The 17356-nt window shown below is 39.0% G+C and carries 17 protein-coding genes; 8 read left to right on the forward strand and 9 right to left on the reverse strand.

Going from position 1 to position 17356, the window contains the following annotated elements; all coding sequences use genetic code 11:
* Window positions 1–159: 159 nt before the first annotated feature.
* Window positions 160–1461, reverse strand: a complete 1302-nt coding sequence (ftsW, locus tag CEF16_RS15540) for a putative lipid II flippase FtsW (protein WP_245917897.1) — start codon at window positions 1459–1461, stop codon at window positions 160–162.
* A 179-nt stretch (window positions 1462–1640) separates the two neighbouring features.
* Here ftsW and CEF16_RS15545 point away from each other — a divergent pair, with 179 nt between their 5' ends.
* The 5 genes from CEF16_RS15545 (at window position 1641) to CEF16_RS15565 (ending at window position 4903) form a co-directional block, all read left to right on the forward strand.
* A complete protein-coding gene (locus CEF16_RS15545; RefSeq protein ID WP_091586487.1) occupies window positions 1641–2540 on the forward strand; it encodes a DMT family transporter in 900 nt (299 codons plus the stop codon).
* 410 nt (window positions 2541–2950) lie between these two features.
* The gene (locus CEF16_RS15550; protein ID WP_091586485.1) at window positions 2951–3568 is read left to right on the forward strand and encodes a sigma factor-like helix-turn-helix DNA-binding protein; all 618 of its coding nucleotides are present in this window, start codon (window positions 2951–2953) and stop codon (window positions 3566–3568) included.
* Window positions 3565–3753, forward strand: coding sequence for a YvrJ family protein (locus tag CEF16_RS15555; RefSeq protein ID WP_245917898.1), 189 nt, complete (start codon window positions 3565–3567; stop codon window positions 3751–3753). Before CEF16_RS15550 ends, CEF16_RS15555 begins: the two co-directional genes overlap by 4 nt.
* Window positions 3746–3979: a helix-turn-helix domain-containing protein gene (locus tag CEF16_RS15560; RefSeq protein ID WP_091586483.1), complete on the forward strand. Its 234-nt coding sequence runs from the start codon at window positions 3746–3748 to the stop codon at window positions 3977–3979. The genes CEF16_RS15555 and CEF16_RS15560 overlap by 8 nt, the downstream gene beginning before the upstream one ends.
* Before the next feature lie 423 nt (window positions 3980–4402).
* On the forward strand, window positions 4403–4903 hold the full coding sequence (locus CEF16_RS15565) for a hypothetical protein (RefSeq protein ID WP_091586481.1): 501 nt from the start codon (window positions 4403–4405) through the stop codon (window positions 4901–4903).
* Window positions 4904–5018: 115 nt separating this feature from the next.
* Here the strand turns inward: CEF16_RS15565 and CEF16_RS15570 are convergent, their stop codons facing one another.
* The 7 genes from CEF16_RS15570 to CEF16_RS15600 all read right to left on the reverse strand — a co-directional run bounded on the left by CEF16_RS15570 (window position 5019) and on the right by CEF16_RS15600 (window position 14015).
* Entirely contained in the window at window positions 5019–6476 is a 1458-nt protein-coding gene (locus CEF16_RS15570; RefSeq protein WP_091586479.1) for a CoA-acylating methylmalonate-semialdehyde dehydrogenase, read from the reverse strand.
* 17 nt (window positions 6477–6493) lie between these two features.
* On the reverse strand, window positions 6494–7678 hold the full coding sequence (locus CEF16_RS15575) for an iron-containing alcohol dehydrogenase (protein WP_091586693.1): 1185 nt from the start codon (window positions 7676–7678) through the stop codon (window positions 6494–6496).
* Window positions 7679–7848: 170 nt separating this feature from the next.
* The gene (locus CEF16_RS15580; protein WP_091586477.1) at window positions 7849–9609 is read right to left on the reverse strand and encodes a sigma-54 interaction domain-containing protein; all 1761 of its coding nucleotides are present in this window, start codon (window positions 9607–9609) and stop codon (window positions 7849–7851) included.
* 485 nt (window positions 9610–10094) lie between these two features.
* Complete coding sequence (locus CEF16_RS15585) at window positions 10095–10781, reverse strand: DUF421 domain-containing protein (protein WP_175488367.1); 687 nt, start codon at window positions 10779–10781, stop codon at window positions 10095–10097.
* 178 nt (window positions 10782–10959) lie between these two features.
* Window positions 10960–12306, reverse strand: a complete 1347-nt coding sequence (gene aroA, locus CEF16_RS15590) for a 3-phosphoshikimate 1-carboxyvinyltransferase (RefSeq protein WP_091586473.1) — start codon at window positions 12304–12306, stop codon at window positions 10960–10962.
* A 256-nt stretch (window positions 12307–12562) separates the two neighbouring features.
* Window positions 12563–12964, reverse strand: a complete 402-nt coding sequence (locus CEF16_RS15595) for a PHP domain-containing protein (protein ID WP_091586471.1) — start codon at window positions 12962–12964, stop codon at window positions 12563–12565.
* Between the two features lie 457 nt (window positions 12965–13421).
* Complete coding sequence (locus CEF16_RS15600) at window positions 13422–14015, reverse strand: P-loop NTPase family protein (protein ID WP_141395268.1); 594 nt, start codon at window positions 14013–14015, stop codon at window positions 13422–13424.
* Between the two features lie 664 nt (window positions 14016–14679).
* On the opposite strand from CEF16_RS15600, the gene CEF16_RS15610 reads away from it, so the two are divergent.
* Window positions 14680–15024, forward strand: a complete 345-nt coding sequence (locus CEF16_RS15610) for a YolD-like family protein (protein ID WP_091586467.1) — start codon at window positions 14680–14682, stop codon at window positions 15022–15024.
* Between the two features lie 384 nt (window positions 15025–15408).
* Here CEF16_RS15610 and CEF16_RS15615 read toward each other — a convergent pair whose 3' ends face one another.
* Window positions 15409–16089 carry a TraR/DksA C4-type zinc finger protein gene (locus tag CEF16_RS15615; RefSeq protein ID WP_091586465.1) on the reverse strand — a complete coding sequence of 227 codons (681 nt, stop codon included), beginning with the start codon at window positions 16087–16089 and terminating at the stop codon, window positions 15409–15411.
* Between the two features lie 186 nt (window positions 16090–16275).
* Here CEF16_RS15615 and CEF16_RS23365 point away from each other — a divergent pair, with 186 nt between their 5' ends.
* Both CEF16_RS23365 and CEF16_RS15620 read left to right on the forward strand, forming a co-directional pair.
* Window positions 16276–16416: an FAD-dependent oxidoreductase gene (locus CEF16_RS23365; RefSeq protein ID WP_139185976.1), complete on the forward strand. Its 141-nt coding sequence runs from the start codon at window positions 16276–16278 to the stop codon at window positions 16414–16416.
* A gap of 278 nt (window positions 16417–16694) precedes the next feature.
* On the forward strand, window positions 16695–17297 hold the full coding sequence (locus CEF16_RS15620; protein ID WP_175488366.1) for an FAD-dependent oxidoreductase: 603 nt from the start codon (window positions 16695–16697) through the stop codon (window positions 17295–17297).
* Window positions 17298–17356: the final 59 nt, after the last annotated feature.

Genomic DNA, 17356 nt, shown 5'->3' on the forward strand with positions numbered 1-17356 from the left:
TTGTGACTTCAAATTATTAGAAAAACTCGGCTTACCGCCAAGTCTTTAATCGCGGAAGCCGTAGTTTTCCTTATACTTTGTTCCTTTAACAAAGTTAATCTTTTTAAAGTATAAATTGACCCCGCTTTTAGAGCATGTCCTAAAAGCGAGGCCTGACATTCATGCATTTATAGGCTGCTCCTTCCTTGTTGAAGAAGAGGCCGGATTTTTTAATTGCTGTTGTTTTACTTCTTTAGCAATATTGCCTAGAATGGCAAGGGAAATCATAGAAACTAATAACGAGGACCCTCCGTAACTCACAAAAGGAAGTGTAATACCTGTAATGGGCATAAGTCCGCTGACAGCCGCTAAATTAAAAAATGCTTGGAACAATAGAAAAAACACGATGCCAAACGCTAATAGTTTACCAAATAGTCTTTTGCACTTCATACCAGCAATAAACCCCCGATAGGCAATAACAATTAAGCAAGATAAAATAAAAAACATCCCAAATATTCCTAGCTCTTCAGCAATAACAGCAAAAATGAAGTCTGTGTGCGGTTCAGGAAGAAAGTGCATTTTTTGTACACTTTGTCCTAAACCCGTTCCTGTTACACCGCCATGAGCCATCGCTATATAGGACTGAATTAACTGATGACCGCTTCCTTGCATTTCATATTCAAATGGATCCCTGAAAGCAACGAGCCGCTGCATTCGGTAAGGTGCTTGAAAAGCAAGCCAAGTTACTGCCAAAGAAGCAAGTACTCCCAAAGTAATAAGATGACGCCAGCGTGCTCCAGACAAAAATACAACGGTACCTCCCACTAGTAAAATGGTTGTTGCTGTACCAAGGTCAGGCTGCAGCATGATCAATGTAAAAATAAACACGACAATAATTAGAGGCGGAAGCACTCCTTTAATTAATTGATCAATATACTCATGCTTTTTAGAATATACATAGGCTAAGTAAAGAATTACTGCTATTTTTACAAATTCAGAAGGCTGTACTGTGAGCGGTCCTAAGGACAGCCAGCGCTGTGAACCATTAACACTCGTTCCCATTAAAACGACAAGGATCAATGATATAACAGATAGACCTACAATAAAAGGGATCAATTTCATATATAAACGATATGGAAAATGCAGTAAAATGAAAAAGAGAAAGAAACCAATAATTAACCAATTAATTTGCCTTTTCACGAAATAAAAAGCATCATCAGCCATATCCAGCCCAAGGGGAAAGCTCGCACTGTAAACCATAATCAGGCCGAAAATCATTAATAAAAAAGCTGCAATCAGCATCACCCAATCATACCGTTGTAATATGCTGGACAAGGAACCACCACCAATTATTGTTATAAATGTATCTCTTGGACACCTTAAGATGAGCTTGTACTGGTACTGCCTGCACATGGCAGGAACTAATGTACCATGGATGATAGAAGTTTCCCTTATTAAATTACTAGAAGGCACCGACAGCATCAATCCTCCACAAGGAGGGTTTTTCCTGTTAGATTTCCTTTTTTATACTTTAGGAAAGTTTAAATTTGTTAATAGATCAAAGTATAAGAAAAACTACGTCTTCCACCATAGGACTTCGAGTTTTTCTAAAAGAAGTGAAAAGATAATATCGAGATTATAGAAAGGAAGTAGAAGCTAACATGTCACGCAAACAAGCATACGTTTGTGCGGTAGCGGGGGCTGCTTTGTGGGGTTTGATTGGAATATTCGTACAAGTGCTTTACGATGCTGGTTTCACCCCCTGGCAAACCGTAGCAATCCGTGCCATTTTCTCTTTCATATTAATTGTAGGATATCTTGCCGTTTTCAAACCTTCTCATTTGAAGATTAGATTAAAAGATTTTCCTTTCTTTATTGGGACAGGAATTATTAGTATTGTTTTTTTTAATTGGTGTTATTTCACGGTAATGGAAGAAGCAACTGTTTCCCTTGCAGTCGTCCTGCTTTATACAGGCCCCTTATTTGTAACCATTATATCACGATTTTTGTTTAAAGAATGGCTTACAAAACGTAAAATTCTATCGCTTCTATTTACTATTACAGGTTGTGCATTTGCCGTAGGACTTCTCCCAGCATTTCAAACTAACCTCTCATGGTTTGTCATAGCTGCAGGGATAGGATCTGGATTTTTTTATGCCTTATACAGTATTTTTGGAAAATATGTAAGCAGCCGTTATTCCTCTATGACAATTACTGCTTATTCTTTTATTTGTGCAAGTCTACTTATGATTCCTGCAGGAGGATTAGCTGAGAATCTGGGTAATTTGTTCAATATGCAAGTTATTTTGTCTTCTCTTGGTCTTGCCTTCATAGCAACGGTATTAGGTTATATATTGTATACCTCTGGATTAACGTATATTGAATCCAGCCGAGCCTCTATTTTAACAACGATAGAACCTGTGGTCGCTATAACCGTAGGTATGACTATATTCGGAGACACACTTAACCTTTGGCAGTTTCTTGGCGTTATTCTAGTTCTCACCTCCATTTTCTTGGTTGCTGAAAAATCAAATAAGAACACCGCTAAATCTACCGCATAGTTGTTATCTAAGGCCGTCCTAACCAAGGACGGTTTTTCTAATACTATAGTAACTTATTTAAAGGATCAAAGTATATTGCCATTTGGGCTTGGCGGTAAACCAAGTTTTTTAATGATATTCAACGTATAAGACGCAGTAATGCCACCCTCTGCTGCAGAACACGTAAAATAGTATATGGACAACAACGTCTCTGCCCTATATTTAGGTCGGACATTGATATGTGGTGACTAGAAGCCGAATTAGGTCTAATTAATCAGGAATAAACCATGTTTTTTCTACATTCCTTAAGAACCTTTTGCATTTTCTCTCCTTATTTGTTTAAAATACAAGAACAAACGTTCGTATTTGTGGTTGTTTTTAAGCTGCAAATTTATCTATTGAAAGTAACTAGGGCAGAAGGGAGGCACAGCATGAATAACACTTTTTTAGATTTAAATGGAATATGTCCACGCCTCGACCGCTTTTTAAAAAGCAATACACACTTGTGTCAAAGCTCCGTCTTTCAACAATTTCTCGAGTATAAAGAAAACAAACAATTATTTATATCAGCCATTTGTGAACCAAATTCATCAAATGAAGAAGCATTGGACCTGGTCTTCCGTTCCCATTTTGGCAGTATAAAGCTTACTTCTTATATTATAAAAACGCTTCACTGGCATGCTGTACAGTATGATCAGCTTTACCGTAAATCAAATGAAAGATTTCCATTAATTCTCGATAGACCACTTTCATCGGAACAAGACTCTGCTCATCTGCTTGACCAAATCAGTCTCGGGGAGTCTCTTACAGAATATTACTTGGAGGAAAATCCAGCACATTTAGAAGATATTATCGGAACGGATGAGTTATATTCGGCCTATCAAACACTTACCGAGTACCAAAAAAGTATTATTGAAAAAAGTTATATGCAGGAATGGAAAGACACTGAAATTGCGGCTTATCTTCAAATTAGTCAACAAGCGGTGTTTAAAACTAGGAAAAAGGCTCTCGATAAAATGAGAATGTTTATGCAAAGGAGGAATATATGATGATGGCTTTTACAAACGCTACTGAATTTGTTCAGCTGCTTGCAAATTTTGGTTTTCCAGTAGTTGTTACCTTCTATTTATTGTTTCGTTTTGAAAGAAAGATTGAACAAATGTCCTTCACTCTTCAACGGCTGCATTCCTCTTTTTTACGACCAGATAACAGAAAGGAAGATGACAATGGATAACGTGTTTGAGCTGACCTTAGAAGCAAGACGGTATAATAGTGAGGCTTTGGCTCATGTAGTAGAACATTTTGAACCTTTTATTCAAAAGTCGTTACAGCAAACATCTTACAAAGAGAGAGAAGATTTAAGACAAGTTCTCCGACTAAAATGCATAGAGAGCATCTTTACTTTTCAAGTAGAAAATGTACCCGGTTTTTGGGATTTCAAAAACGAATTAACACAATGATGACAGCTTCCCATACTTCCCTTCTAAAAGGACAACCCGGGAGGTAAAACAGCGGTCTATAAAGATGTTAGACCTGGTAAAATTAACCTACCTCCCTTAAAGTTTTAATAGAAAGTCTTCTGAAATGTTTCACATGAAACATTCCAGCCTAAAGCTTTTCGTTAAGTCCTTATGATACAGGCTCAAAACAGGAGTTTCTTATTTAGAACACCAATGCCAAATGTTTTGCAGAAGCGACTCTACTTTTCGTTACAACGGCTCCTATTAAAATATTTACATTTTAATGTTTCTTCACGTTTATGACAAAAGGATTACGACTGTATAACGGTTTGATTAGGACTATTTTTTACCATTTCGAGTTGCTTTATAATATTTAGATATAAACTTTTTGTATGCTGAATTTCATATAAAGGTGTTGGGAGTATGAATCGTAATAAATATTTAAAATGGAGTCTGCCAATATTTATTTTGGTCATCTTAGCCGGGGCTGCTTATTTTTTCATTACTCCCATTTTTAGTCATGAATATAAACAGTTAACTGAACGAGTTGAAATTGGGTTAAAATACACAAACCCTGACGAATCAGTTATGTATGTGCACCCTTACGTGGAAAACCCTAATAATACTTCTGATTTGACATTAACACACAAACAAAACTTTATTAACATTTACGTTCTTGATGAAGAAGGCAATATTATTGAAAATGCAGTCACAGTGGAAGAACCGGAAAATAACAACACCGATTTATTACAAACAACACTCAAACCAGGGGAAAAAGAAAAAAATATTTGCCATTATAAAATTAAATTCTCAAATGATGCCGATAGTCTTCAACTTAATTTTGAAGGGGAAGTAGAGGATGAGTTTGGTTCAGCAAAAATTGAGGAAATGATTGAAATCAATCTTGATTACTTGAATATATAATTACGATTTGACTCGTTTTCAAGCTTCATAGGTAACTAAAGGAGCCGTTCCCTTCTAGGAACAGCTCCTTTGTCGTTTTAGAAACTGATCAAAGGTCCATAATCATGAATCTGTATTACCAGCGTGATGTCAGCATTTTTCTCCTTGTGTAAAATTCCACTCCATCTTTTCCATTAGCATGAAGATCGCCATAAAACGAATTTTTCCACCCGGAGAAAGGAAAGAATGCCATTGGAGCCGGTACATTTACATTCACACCGAGCATCCCTACTTCAATATCCTCTCTAAATTCACGAACAGCATATCCGCTTGACGTGTACAGCACAGAACCATTGCCAAATTCGGATTTGTTTGTAACTTCAATTGCCTCTGTTAAATCTTTTACTCTCACTATTGAAAGGACAGGAGCAAAGATTTCTTTTTTCCAAATATTCATATCCGGTGTCACATGATCAAATATCGTAGCTCCTAAAAAGTAGCCTTCTTCCATATTTTCAGCATCTTTTCTGCCATCACGGGCTAACTCGGCTCCTTCTTTTTCTCCTTCCTCGATCGCCTGATACACTTTATCTAAATGGGATTGTCTAATAACCGGTCCAAGATTGACCTTCTCGTCGAGTCCATTTCCTAACGTCAGCTGATCTGCAGCTTTATCAAGACGTTCCACGACTTCATCAGCAATATCTTCTGTCACTACAACAACCGATGTTGCCATACAGCGCTGCCCCGCACTTCCGAAAGCACCTCCTATAATCCCGTTAATTGTTTTTTCAAGATCACAGTCTCCCAGCACAATCGAATGATTTTTAGCACCTGCGAGCGCTTGTACTCTTTTACCTTGATTCGCAGCTGATTTATAAACATATTCTGCAACAGGCTGAGAACCAATAAAAGATATGGCATCAACTTCTTCATGTTCTAGTAAACCGTTCACCACATCATGGGCGCCGTGAACGATGTTTAAAACTCCTTCTGGCAGACCTGCTTTTGTTAACAATTCTACTAATTTCTCTGCTAATAGCGGAGTTCGTTCAGAAGGCTTCAAAACAAATGTATTGCCGCAAGCAATCGCAAGCGGGAACATCCAGCACGGGACCATCATTGGAAAGTTAAACGGTGTAATGCCGCCCACTACTCCGACAGGGTAACGGTACATACCGGATTCCATATTAGTTGCAATATCTGGGAGAACGTCTCCCATCATTAAGCTCGGTGCTCCGGCAGCAAACTCTACGCATTCAATTCCCCGCTGTACCTCGCCATAGGCATCATCATAGCACTTACCGTTTTCTTGGGTGATAATTCTTGTAAGCTCCTCATAGTTTTCCATCAGTAGCTGCTGGTATTTAAACATAATGCGAGCACGCTTAGGCACCGCGGTCTTTTTCCATGTTTTATATGCTTTTCGTGCAGATCTTACAGCTTGGTCGACATCTGCTTTTGTAGATATTGGAACACGAGCAAGTTCTTCCCCTGTTGCCGGATTCGGAACAATCTCGTATGACGCGTTATCTGATTCCACCCATTGACCACCAATATAATTTTTTAATGTTCTTGTTGTTTGAATTTTCATATAATATTATCCTCCCATTAATTGGTTTGACTAATGACATGCTTTGGATACTGATACGTAAAAGCTTTGTGATATAACTTTACAATCTCTTCTTTGTCAGGCACTATGGGATTATTTGCTGGGCTTCCGCTCTCTAAAGCATCTTCAGCCATTTTAGATAATTGGGAATAGTATTGCTCTTCATCCACTCCCCAATCTTTTATATTTGGAATATCTAAGTTTTTACAAAGCAAGAGTACCTTTTCTACTAAATAACTGGCTGCTTCTTTGTCTGAGAGTGCTTTTTTATCAGGAAATACAAATCGTGCTAAGTCTGCCAGCCTGCCTGTACAATAATCCTGGCTGTATTCTAGTACGACTGGCAAAAGCATGGCATTAGATATACCGTGAGGCACATGAAACAATGCACCAACTGGCCGTGACATACCATGAACTAAACAAACTGAAGCATTGGAAAATGCCATACCTGCCTGCATAGCCCCTAGAGCCATGTTTTCTCGAGCTTCTTCATTAGAGCCATCTTTATATGCCGCTTCCATATTCTCCATTATCAGCTTGGCTGATGATAAAGCAAGCTGATCCGAAAAAGGATGAGCCTTTTTTGAAATATAAGCTTCTAATGCATGGGTCAAAGCGTCCACGCCAGTTGCTGCTGTTGTCCCTTTTGGAGAAGACATAGAAAGCGCCGGGTCGACAATTGCAATTTCCGGCATAAATGCTGGTTGTTTTATCATCATTTTTACGTCGTTTGACGTATTAGTGATTACGGTAACGTCAGTTGCTTCTGACCCAGTTCCGGCTGTCGTCGGAATAGCAATGAGAGGGAAAGGATGTTTACTAGCTGTTTTTTTATTATTCATGTATTCACTAATGTCTCCCCCGTTTGATGCTAAAACTGCTACCGCTTTTGCTGTATCGAGACAGCTTCCTCCCCCAAGCGCGATAACGACATCTGCCTGGTTCTCTTTTAATAATGCTAATGCTTCTGAGACGTATTCATCCGTAGGTTCTGTAGCTACTTCTAAATAGGCTGTATAACCTATACCGGCATCTTCAAGTGTCTGGTGACAACGTTCTAGATAGCCAAGATCTTTCATGATCCGATCACTGATAATAAGAGCTTTTTCCCCTAATTTTGCTGTTTCTTCACCTGTTTTAAGTAAACTATCTTTACCGTAAAACACATGTCTTGGAAAACACATCGTGGAAACACTCACGTTTGCCTAACCTCCCTTTTTATGTTTGGAAGATTACATTGCAAATGTTGTGCCAATGTGTGAAAGCGGTTAACAGCAAAAATAAAAAGGAAAAACATTAAATGTATGTATATAAAAATATACAATTCGACACTGTTTGTATAAAAATGTATACGCTAAGTGAGCAAATTGTATTCGTTCAACTTTTTATACAGAGTCGTTCTATGGATGCCGAGAGCATCAGCAGTCTTTGTTTTATTTCCTTCATGTTTTTCTAGTTCTTCTTCAATCAGCTCTTTTTCTTGCAGCATCTTTTTTGATTTCAATGAATATTCAGTAGTCGAACTGCTTGGTAATACGCTGTTTCTTATATCATCGGGCAAATCTGATTCCTTGATCATGCTGCCTTCGGTTAACACCACAAGCTGTTCTGCTATATTTGTCAATTCCCTTATATTCCCAGGCCACCGATAATTCATTAAGCATTCCATCGCGTGTTGATCAATTTGTTTGACAGAAATCCCATTTTCCTTACAAAATTTTTTCACGTAATGACCGAATAAGAGTGGTATATCTTCGGTTCTTTCCCGAAGCGGCGTAATGTTAATATTAATCACGTTTAATCGGTAGTATAAATCCTTTCGAAATTGTTTGTTTTCAACGAGATCTTTAAGGCTTTCATTTGTGGCCGCTATCACTCTCACATGTAACGGTACCCGAACATGACTGCCTATTTTCACTACCTCACGCTCTTCAAGAATGCGAAGCAGTTTTGCCTGCATCGGCAAAGGCATCGTGCTGATTTCATCTAGGAATAAAGTTCCGTAATTAGCTGCTTCAAATTTCCCTTTGTGTCCGCCTTTTTTCGCGCCAGTAAATGCTCCTTCTTCATAGCCGAATAATTCTGCTTCCAAAAGGTGTTCTGGAATCGCTGCACAATTAATACTTACAAATTCTCCTTTTCTTTCACTCATTTGGTGAATAGATTGTGCAAATAATTCTTTACCAGTACCACTTTCCCCGCTAAGCATCACCGTTGCCTTTGTTTTGGCTGCCTTTCTTGCTTTGCTTTTACTGTCCATCAAACTGCCGTTTTCCCCGAGAATCTGCTCAAAAGAGTATAGATTGGGTTGATTTTTCGTACGTGACCTTTCTTCATCTTCAAATGGCGGCACACTTTGCATATTGCCTGCATTTCCAAGAATTCGATATAGTTCACTTACTCCTTCAAAGATGAGCATCCCTATTGCCCCAGTTACCTCTCCATCTTTCCAAATAGGAATACGGTGAACGATCATCTTCTGCCCTTGGATAATTTGAATTTCTCCTTTTTCTGGTACTCCAGACTGGACTGTAATATGAAGCCTTGTATTTTCAATCACCTCTTCGACTGAACGTCCAATCACTTCTTCTTCTGGGGATAGGCCTAGAAAATTTCTGTAGGTACGGTTCATTTGCTGAATAATTCCGTCCCGGTCCACCACGGCAATACCTTCGTATGCACTGTTTAAAATAACATCCGTTATTTCTGTATAATGTGTCAGCGACTCCGATAATTCCTTGTACGCCATAAGCATGCTTTTGACAGTAAAAACACCGCATACCTTTCCTTTGTCATCAATAACTGGAATGGGCAGGTTCTCTTGGGCTATATCAAAAAAAGAATCCGTTAATCGACAACTCAGAGTCTTTTGTATCATCTCTTCTTTCATTTTTTTCTTAATGTTTTTATCTTTCGAAAGATAAAAATTTACTTTGGAAACGGAAAGCATACCTAGAGGTTCTTTAATTTCATTAATAAGCACGATCTTGTGAAGATCTTCATTGTTTTTTATTTCCAACAGAATTTCTTCTACTTTCGTTCTCCCTGCTTCAAAGGTGATAGCTTTCTCCATCCATTTTTTAATAGTAACGCACTGTTGAATATGTTCTATCATACCCGGCCCTCCCGATTGTATTCCAGTTCACATATCTTCTATATTATCATTTTAGAAGAGAAGACTTCCTCTTTTATTTTGTGCAGGGCGCAGCCCAAAAATAAGGGGGGATGAATCGCCTTTTTGCATATCGGAACATATAATATTCTTGTACAGATTGCTCTTTGAAAACTGGATAAATGAGGTTGTGGCAAGAAATGCTTTGTCACGTAAAATATCCAAGCAACAATCGCCCCACACGTACCGAAGTTGCGAAAACCAAGCTAAAGTAGAACGTATGGCGAGTCCAACGTACAAGTTTTTTGTTTTCACTGTAGGGACTACGAATAGAGCCTGCTAATATAACTGGTGGCTGCACTGGTGTTCGCAGGAATCCCCCAATTCAAATTTCTCCAGAAATTAAGTGGGGGGTGACATTCCTGCTCCATCCATACCTGGAAGTAAACAGGTTAATATCAACTTTTCAGATGGGGGCTGTATGAAACTCATTTTAGCGTTTGAATCATCAATTCAAGTTCTTTCTCCCTAACCACGGCATAATAGATGTCTTCTGTTTTCTCATACCCTTTTGCATGCAGTTCGTTTTTTAACCAATCTCCGTCTTTATTAATCAGCTTAAGATTTTTGTGCTGCACTCTTCCTTCGACGATCACTGCAATAGGAAGCCCTTTGTAATCAGGTGTAATATTTAAATTCTGAAGCGTAACAGGAGTGACCTCTGGTTTAGGTATGACACTCAGCTTTCCATTAGGTTCTAACAATACATATTCGATCTCCTTAATATCAGGATAGCCAGCTGATCGAATACTTGAAAGCAATTCTGCTAAAGAATAACGGCTTTTCTTTAAATTTTTAACAATAAGTTTCCCATGTTTAACTAAAATAGTAGGTTCTCCAATAATAAACTGGCTGAGAGGCTGAACAAGGCTTAACCTGGCAATCAAGCTGTATAATAACCCAATGACAAGAATGCTGATAATGCCATGTGAAAAATCCTTAATTTCGATGACACTTAACCCGACATAAGATAAAAAGAAAAGCGTGATCAAATCATAAGGCGTCCACTGTGACAACAACGATTTTCCTAACAATCGCATAATCACAAAAATCAATACAAACAAAACGGCTAATTTAATAATCTCAATCCACATTGTCACCCTCAATTTTTTCAATATGTTGAATCATTTCCTATTTTAAACTTCAACTGTTATATCTATTCTCTATTGTGGATTAGAAAAAACTTGGCTTGCTGCCAAGTCTTTTTCCTTATACTTTATTCTTTAACAGTCCTAAAATAAATAAAACACCAGTAAAGATTTTTAGCTTTCCTCTTTACTAGTGTTTTGTGTATTATGAAAAGTCAATCGGCACTCCGGTTTTTTCTAACAAGTTATAAAAAGTAGGACATGTTTTTGATACACAGCCGGGATCTTCTACTGTCACACCAGGAACTTTTGTGCCAATCAGCGACAGTGCCATCGCTACCCGATGGTCGTCATAGGAATGAAGAGATGTACCCTGCGGTGTTCCTGGATAAACCTTTAAACCGTCCTGAAATTCCTCGACATCAATTCCCATTTTTTGCAGCTCTGTACAAACCGCTTTAATTCGGTCCGATTCATGATGGCGGATGTGCTCCACTTCTGTAATGGTAATAGGTCCATCGGCAAATGGAGCAATTGCTGCAAGTGTAAGCGTTTGGTCAGACATTTCTTTCATGCTGATTTCAAAATTCCCTTTTAACTGGGGAACTCCTTGTACTTCAATGTATCCTTCCCCTTTAATCACCCGACAGCCCATTTTTTCATACAGATCCACCATATAAATATCAGGTTGATTCGTTTGCATAGTAAGATTATTAATACGGACACGTCCATTGTTCATAGCAGCTAAGGCCATAAAATAGCTTGCTGTTGAGGCGTCCGCTTCTAATGCCATTTTTTTACCGGTATAACTCGACACCGGCACTTTCATATCTGTAAGCTCTTCATTATAATCGGCTTCTACTCCGAAATCTTTCATAAGGTCGAGTGTTATTTTCACATAAGCATGCTGGACAATATAGTCAGGTATATTTATTCTAAGCGCTTGTTCTGCATATGTTCCGGCTAATAGCAACCCGCTTATAAATTGACTGGATACTTTACCTGATATGGTTACTTCTCCGCCTTTTAAGCCGTTTGCATGAATGTTCAGAGGATAGAAACCTTCTTTTTCCAAATACTCTACTTTGGCTCCAAGCGTTTCCAATGCTTCCATCAGCGGCTGTACAGGACGCTCACTCATACGCTTACTTGCTTCTACCTTAAACGTACCTGCCTTTGAAGAAGCTAATGCTCCTGGCAGAAAACGAGCAATGGTACCTGCCGCCCCGATATAAAGGTCTGCCTGTTTTTCCGGCCAATTTCCTCCGCATCCTTCAATCTTTACTGTATCTCCATTTACCTCAATCGTAATGCCGAGATTGCGAAGAGCCTCAATACACCAGTAAGAATCATCACTTCGTAAAATGCCGGACAGCTCAGACGTTCCTTTTGCTAAGGCTGCCATAATTAACGCACGATTAGTAAAACTTTTACTTCCAGGCACGGTAATATTGGTGTTAACCGTTTCATCTTTTATAGGCGATATGTTTACACTTTTTACATCATTTAAAGCTGCCCACGGGGACCGAGCTTTTAAATCTGGCTTACTCATCCAATCTTCCTTCCTTTGTCTATATAATATTATGTACTATGTAATGAGCTATTTGTATTGTTACCATTACACCACCTTGTTCATCAATAATCAAGTGTTAATCGTTTAAAGAAATGTTAGAAAAACTTGACTTGCCGCCAAATTCAAATGGCGAAAACATAGTTTTACTTATACTATTAACAATTATAAACTTTCCTGAAGTACAAAAAAGCCCTTCCTTTAATGATTGAAGGAAGAGCTATAAAAACTATACTATCTATAGATTTATCTCTCTTTTAGATGACTCATCTGTCCGTTTCATTAAATGAACTGCACTTTCTTTGCCCGGGCTTTTGCAGCCAAGCGGATATTCTTGCGACGGACCATACATACCATGAAAATCAGAACCTCCTGTTTGAATGAGGTTATATTGCGCTGCATATTGTTTAGCTAATTCTTCGGTTTCTTTATTATGCAAAGGATGGAAAACTTCGATTCCTTCTAATCCTTCTTCTGCCCACTCTGAAATGGCTTCAAAATTATCGAATTGTCCTGGATGAGCATCCCCTGCTGTACGTATCTTTCGAATAGCTTCAACAGTATCCAAATACTCGATTGACATGTGAGCAATTCCTGCCTCTCCGTCCTTTCCGTCAGCAGAAAATAATGTTTTATACAACGGACTGTAAATCTCATCCGTATAAGGGCGTGCATAATGTGCTGTTTATAAACAGCTGTGGACCCTTCGGCGTATGACAGCACGTCTTTCCCAGGTAATATCATAACCAGCTTTTGTAATGCTGTTCACCTTTTTATACGAGGCTTGATGACGTTTTTGCAGCATCGGCTTACAGAATGTTGTAAGCTCAGCGTTTCCTTGATTCACATAATAACCTAATATATGAGCTCTTCTATTGCATTTAAAATCAAAAGCCGATTCAATGCCAGGAATAATCGCTTAATTCAGAAGCTTTTTTCGTTTTTTCGGTTAGCCTCTCTTGGTGACCATTCTTCCTTCCTGCTTTGGCCCCAAGAAATTCCCTTGATGACCAGTTTCCTTTAATCCTCTTCTAATACCGCCAATCCCGCAGTGAGGCAGAAAGAAGGGGCTGCCCTCAGTTTTTGAGACACCCCCTTTATTTCATATGCTTTACGATATTATTTTGGATATACTGAAATTGTTTTCTGTTATATCTATTCCAAGGTGCAGCTGGAAGGTGTTTGATGATTCTCCTTGCCGTCTCTCTTTCGTTTCTTGCCGGTAATTCGCAAGCTCCCAGCCCTTCATAAAAGTTTTTTTGAAAGCTGAAATAAGAATGGTCTCTTTCCACTTCTCCTTTTCTTTGAGAGAAGTCTTTAATAGTTCGTTTTCGAATCGTACTCTCCCCAGCCATGAGGTAGTAATATCGGTCTGGAAATCCTATTTGTTCGTCCATAAACGCATGCAGAAATGTATTTGAAATGCTCTGAAGCGTGAAGGAATCATGGATATTATTAATGACAGGCTTAAAGATATCGCCATCAAGAACAATAAGAGCATATTTCTCTGTCTTTTTTAATGCTGACTGCCACCTTCTCATTTGGTGATCACATTCTTCAAACCAATTTTCCCCTGATGACTCAGGGTAATCACGAGAAACCACATAAGCCCCATATCTATCCTGCAGTTCAAGACAAACGGCTGTTTTCCCTACTGCTCTTAGTCCTTCTATGCAAATGATCGGCATCATAACCATCTCCTGTTTTCATAGATGGCAAATATCCCTTTTCTATATGTATTTTCGCTGCAAACAAGCCATTTCCCTTTTTCCATTTTCTTGAAAAATTTGATAACCTGCATAATGAAAAATTCAAACAACTCTAAATGGGAAAATAGAGAGTGTTTGGTTTTTCTTTATATTATTTCCGTTATTGCCTGCAAGGCCGACTTAAGCTGATACTTAAGGATGGAATATTTTATATATTAATATAATAACGAGGTGCGCTTCCTTTCATTACCTTTATTTCATAAACTGTTACTGCTTTCTCTTCTTCTGTTAACCAAACAGAACAGCATCAATGGAGAACACTCCTGCTCCAGTTAATGCAACGCCAATTCCCACAATAGCGAGCATCAAATTATATTCATATCCGCTTTGTGCTGCCCAGAACCTATTTGGTCCACGATTAAAAAACCTGCTATAGGTATAAAGAGTCCAATTGGCGAATAGTTTTTCTAATACTTTATTCCTTTAGCAAAATTAAAGTCCTAAAGTACAAAAAAAGAAACACGCATTGTTTGACAGTTTCTTCCCCTCTTTCTTCCTTCATTCTGCCATTCTAAAAAGCTTGGAAAAAATTAAGGGTGTTTAAAGAACAAGCGTTCGCATATAATAGGATCAGGAGGGATGGCCCATGAAAGGAAATAAATTAACACCAGGATCAAACCTGCGCTGGGAATCCTCACGAATGATCCTGCCGGAACACCGTGAACAATGGCTTCACCATCAAAAACAGCAGACAAAACAAAAAAAGCCAGAGCTTGACCCTCAGCACTGGGAGGAGTTGGAATGGCTTCTAGGTGATGCGATGCGAAATGATGACCCTCTTTGTTTTACGTACTGGCGGGACGGCTTTTTCTTCGAAATCATTGGGAAATGCCACTACATTAATCACGTACAAAAACAGTTTCATTTAGTGACAGATGATGGGATCGAATACTTGCGCTTTGAAGAGCTGGCCGATATCACCTATGCCTAACCAAAGGGCGCTCAGCCAAAGGCCTGCGCCCTCTTTTCTCATCTAGTTCGTTCAACTCTTTCTTATATGGAAAAAATTGTTATAATTACAAGTGGATTATGAGCAAGTTCCACTCTGTAATTAAAACGCTCAGCCCGGTAGATCGACCTGGAGAATTCTACCGGACGGTCATCGAGCCCAGAACTAAGGCGAGTAATACATACTAACTCCTCCGCGTACTCCTAAAATATTCAGCCTCTTTCGATGTAGAGTTAATAGCTGTAACCCAACCTGTCGCGTTCTTAAGCCGGATCTCCATCTGCTGTGCGTACACTTTCAAATAGAAAAAACTAAACACTTAACAAATGCCCCCCGACAGAGGGTACACTGTTGGCGGGCATTCATTTATCTTCGTAAAAAGTAATGTGAAAAATCGACGTCATTATCAAAATCAATTAGGTTCCCTTCACTATCTGTCATGCTGAACCCGAAAGCTACATCTTCGTCGACATTTTCGTTTTCAGCATCTCCAAACATTCCTTCATATTCAAGTGAAGGGTCATAAGTGTCCTGCGGGGTGTCTGCTGTTCCATAGGCTGCAGTCAATTCCCAGCTTTCTTCTGCGTCAAACCGATCATTTTCTACGTCCTCTTTTGTTGTGTCTGTAAATCCTCCCTTACCAGGGATCAACCTTTCTTCTTCTACTGGACGATCAAATGGATCAGGTTCTTGATATGAATGCTGGATGCACTGAAGAGCGGTTGGTTCAGATTCAAGACGTTCAAGTGGAATATCCTCCCCGCACTTCTCACACTTTCCATACGTTCCATCCTCTATTGCCTGCAATGCTTTTTGAATTCGTTTTTGTTCCCGGCCGGAATGCTGCTGCAATGCCATATCTTTTTCTCTCTCGTACAATTCCGTTCCGTTATCGGCTGGATGGTTGTCATAATTAGACAATTCACCGATTGTTTCTCTTGCAAATTCCTCATCTAAACCAAAATGGTCTTTATTGTTTTGCTGCACTTTTTGTAATCGAGACGTCAGCTTGCTTTTCATTTCGGCAAAAAATTCGTTCGTCTTCACCTTTTAGGTTCCTCCTTTCTCTCCCTCTTTACGTAGTATGCTGCAAAGTGCAGAGCGGTTTTCAGCACATTTTTTGGTAATAAGAAAAGCACAAACCGTGCAAACACTTTTGGATATGTTTCTTTTATCAATCCTTATTAATAATTTGTACAAAAAAGCAAAACCTTAAAAGGTGGAGGTGAAAAAATGACTACGTACGATTGTGTTATAGTTGGCGGTGGTTTAGCGGGACTAACAACAGGCCTTGAATTGGCGGTAGCAGGAAATAAGGTGGCCTTATTTGACGTGGAGTCTTTTTGTTGGAGGACGGACAGAATAATGGGATGAAAACGGTATGCATGTTGAATCCGGGTTCCACCGTTATATTGGGTACTACATTCACCTGCCCCAGGCCCTTTAAAAATGCTGAAATCAATTACGGTAACGCCCCTTATTTGGAATAAAGGATTACTATCTTCATTCAGCCGAACTTGATCAATGGACCGTGCGCGCTAAAAAACATCATCTTAGTGAAACGGCCCATTTTACTGTATTATCATTCAGCACAGGAGTTTTTTTCCTTCCGCCAGAACGTTGTTCTGCTTATAATTTTTTTGGTCTATTTGATGCAGACCTGCCCCCGTCTTTATAAAAAGCGGATGCAAGCGCTCGGCGGTGAAGTTTATACAAATTTAAAGGAAGAATCTTTACTCGTTTCAGTAAATGGACGTAATGTCTATGGTGTTCAAACAGCCGATGGAAAAGAGTGGCATGCTAATCATACTATGCTTGCTGTCTTTCTTCATGCTGCCAAAAAATTGCTGAAATCCTCTTTTCCCAGCCATGAAAGCTTCCAATCCATGTTTGCATTGCCAACCATGGATGCTGTCACCTTTCAAATTGACATGAAAACACCGCTCATGGAAAAAGATATCACAACGTTTGGTCCTGGCACCTGTTTAGCGAGTTTTACAGAACAATCACGAACAACTTTTCAACAGGCAAAGGGAAGACTGTCTATCATTATGACGCCGTCTGAGCGTTTTACTGCTTTGTCGGAAAACGAAATTCTTGACATCGTTCTTCAAATAAGGCTTCCATTAGATAAAGAAAATGTCGTAAAGTATCGTAAAATCGTTCACTTTCATGATTTTTATCATTTGGGTCCCGGACATCACATTATGAGACCTTCGCAAAAAACACCGATTCGAGGACTAACTCTTGCGTGATTACACGATGCAGCCTTTTTTGCAACAATGGAAGGGACTGTTTATTCAGGGAAAGCTGC

This window comes from Alteribacillus bidgolensis (genome assembly GCF_002886255.1).
GTDB classification, from domain to species: domain Bacteria; phylum Bacillota; class Bacilli; order Bacillales; family Marinococcaceae; genus Alteribacillus; species Alteribacillus bidgolensis.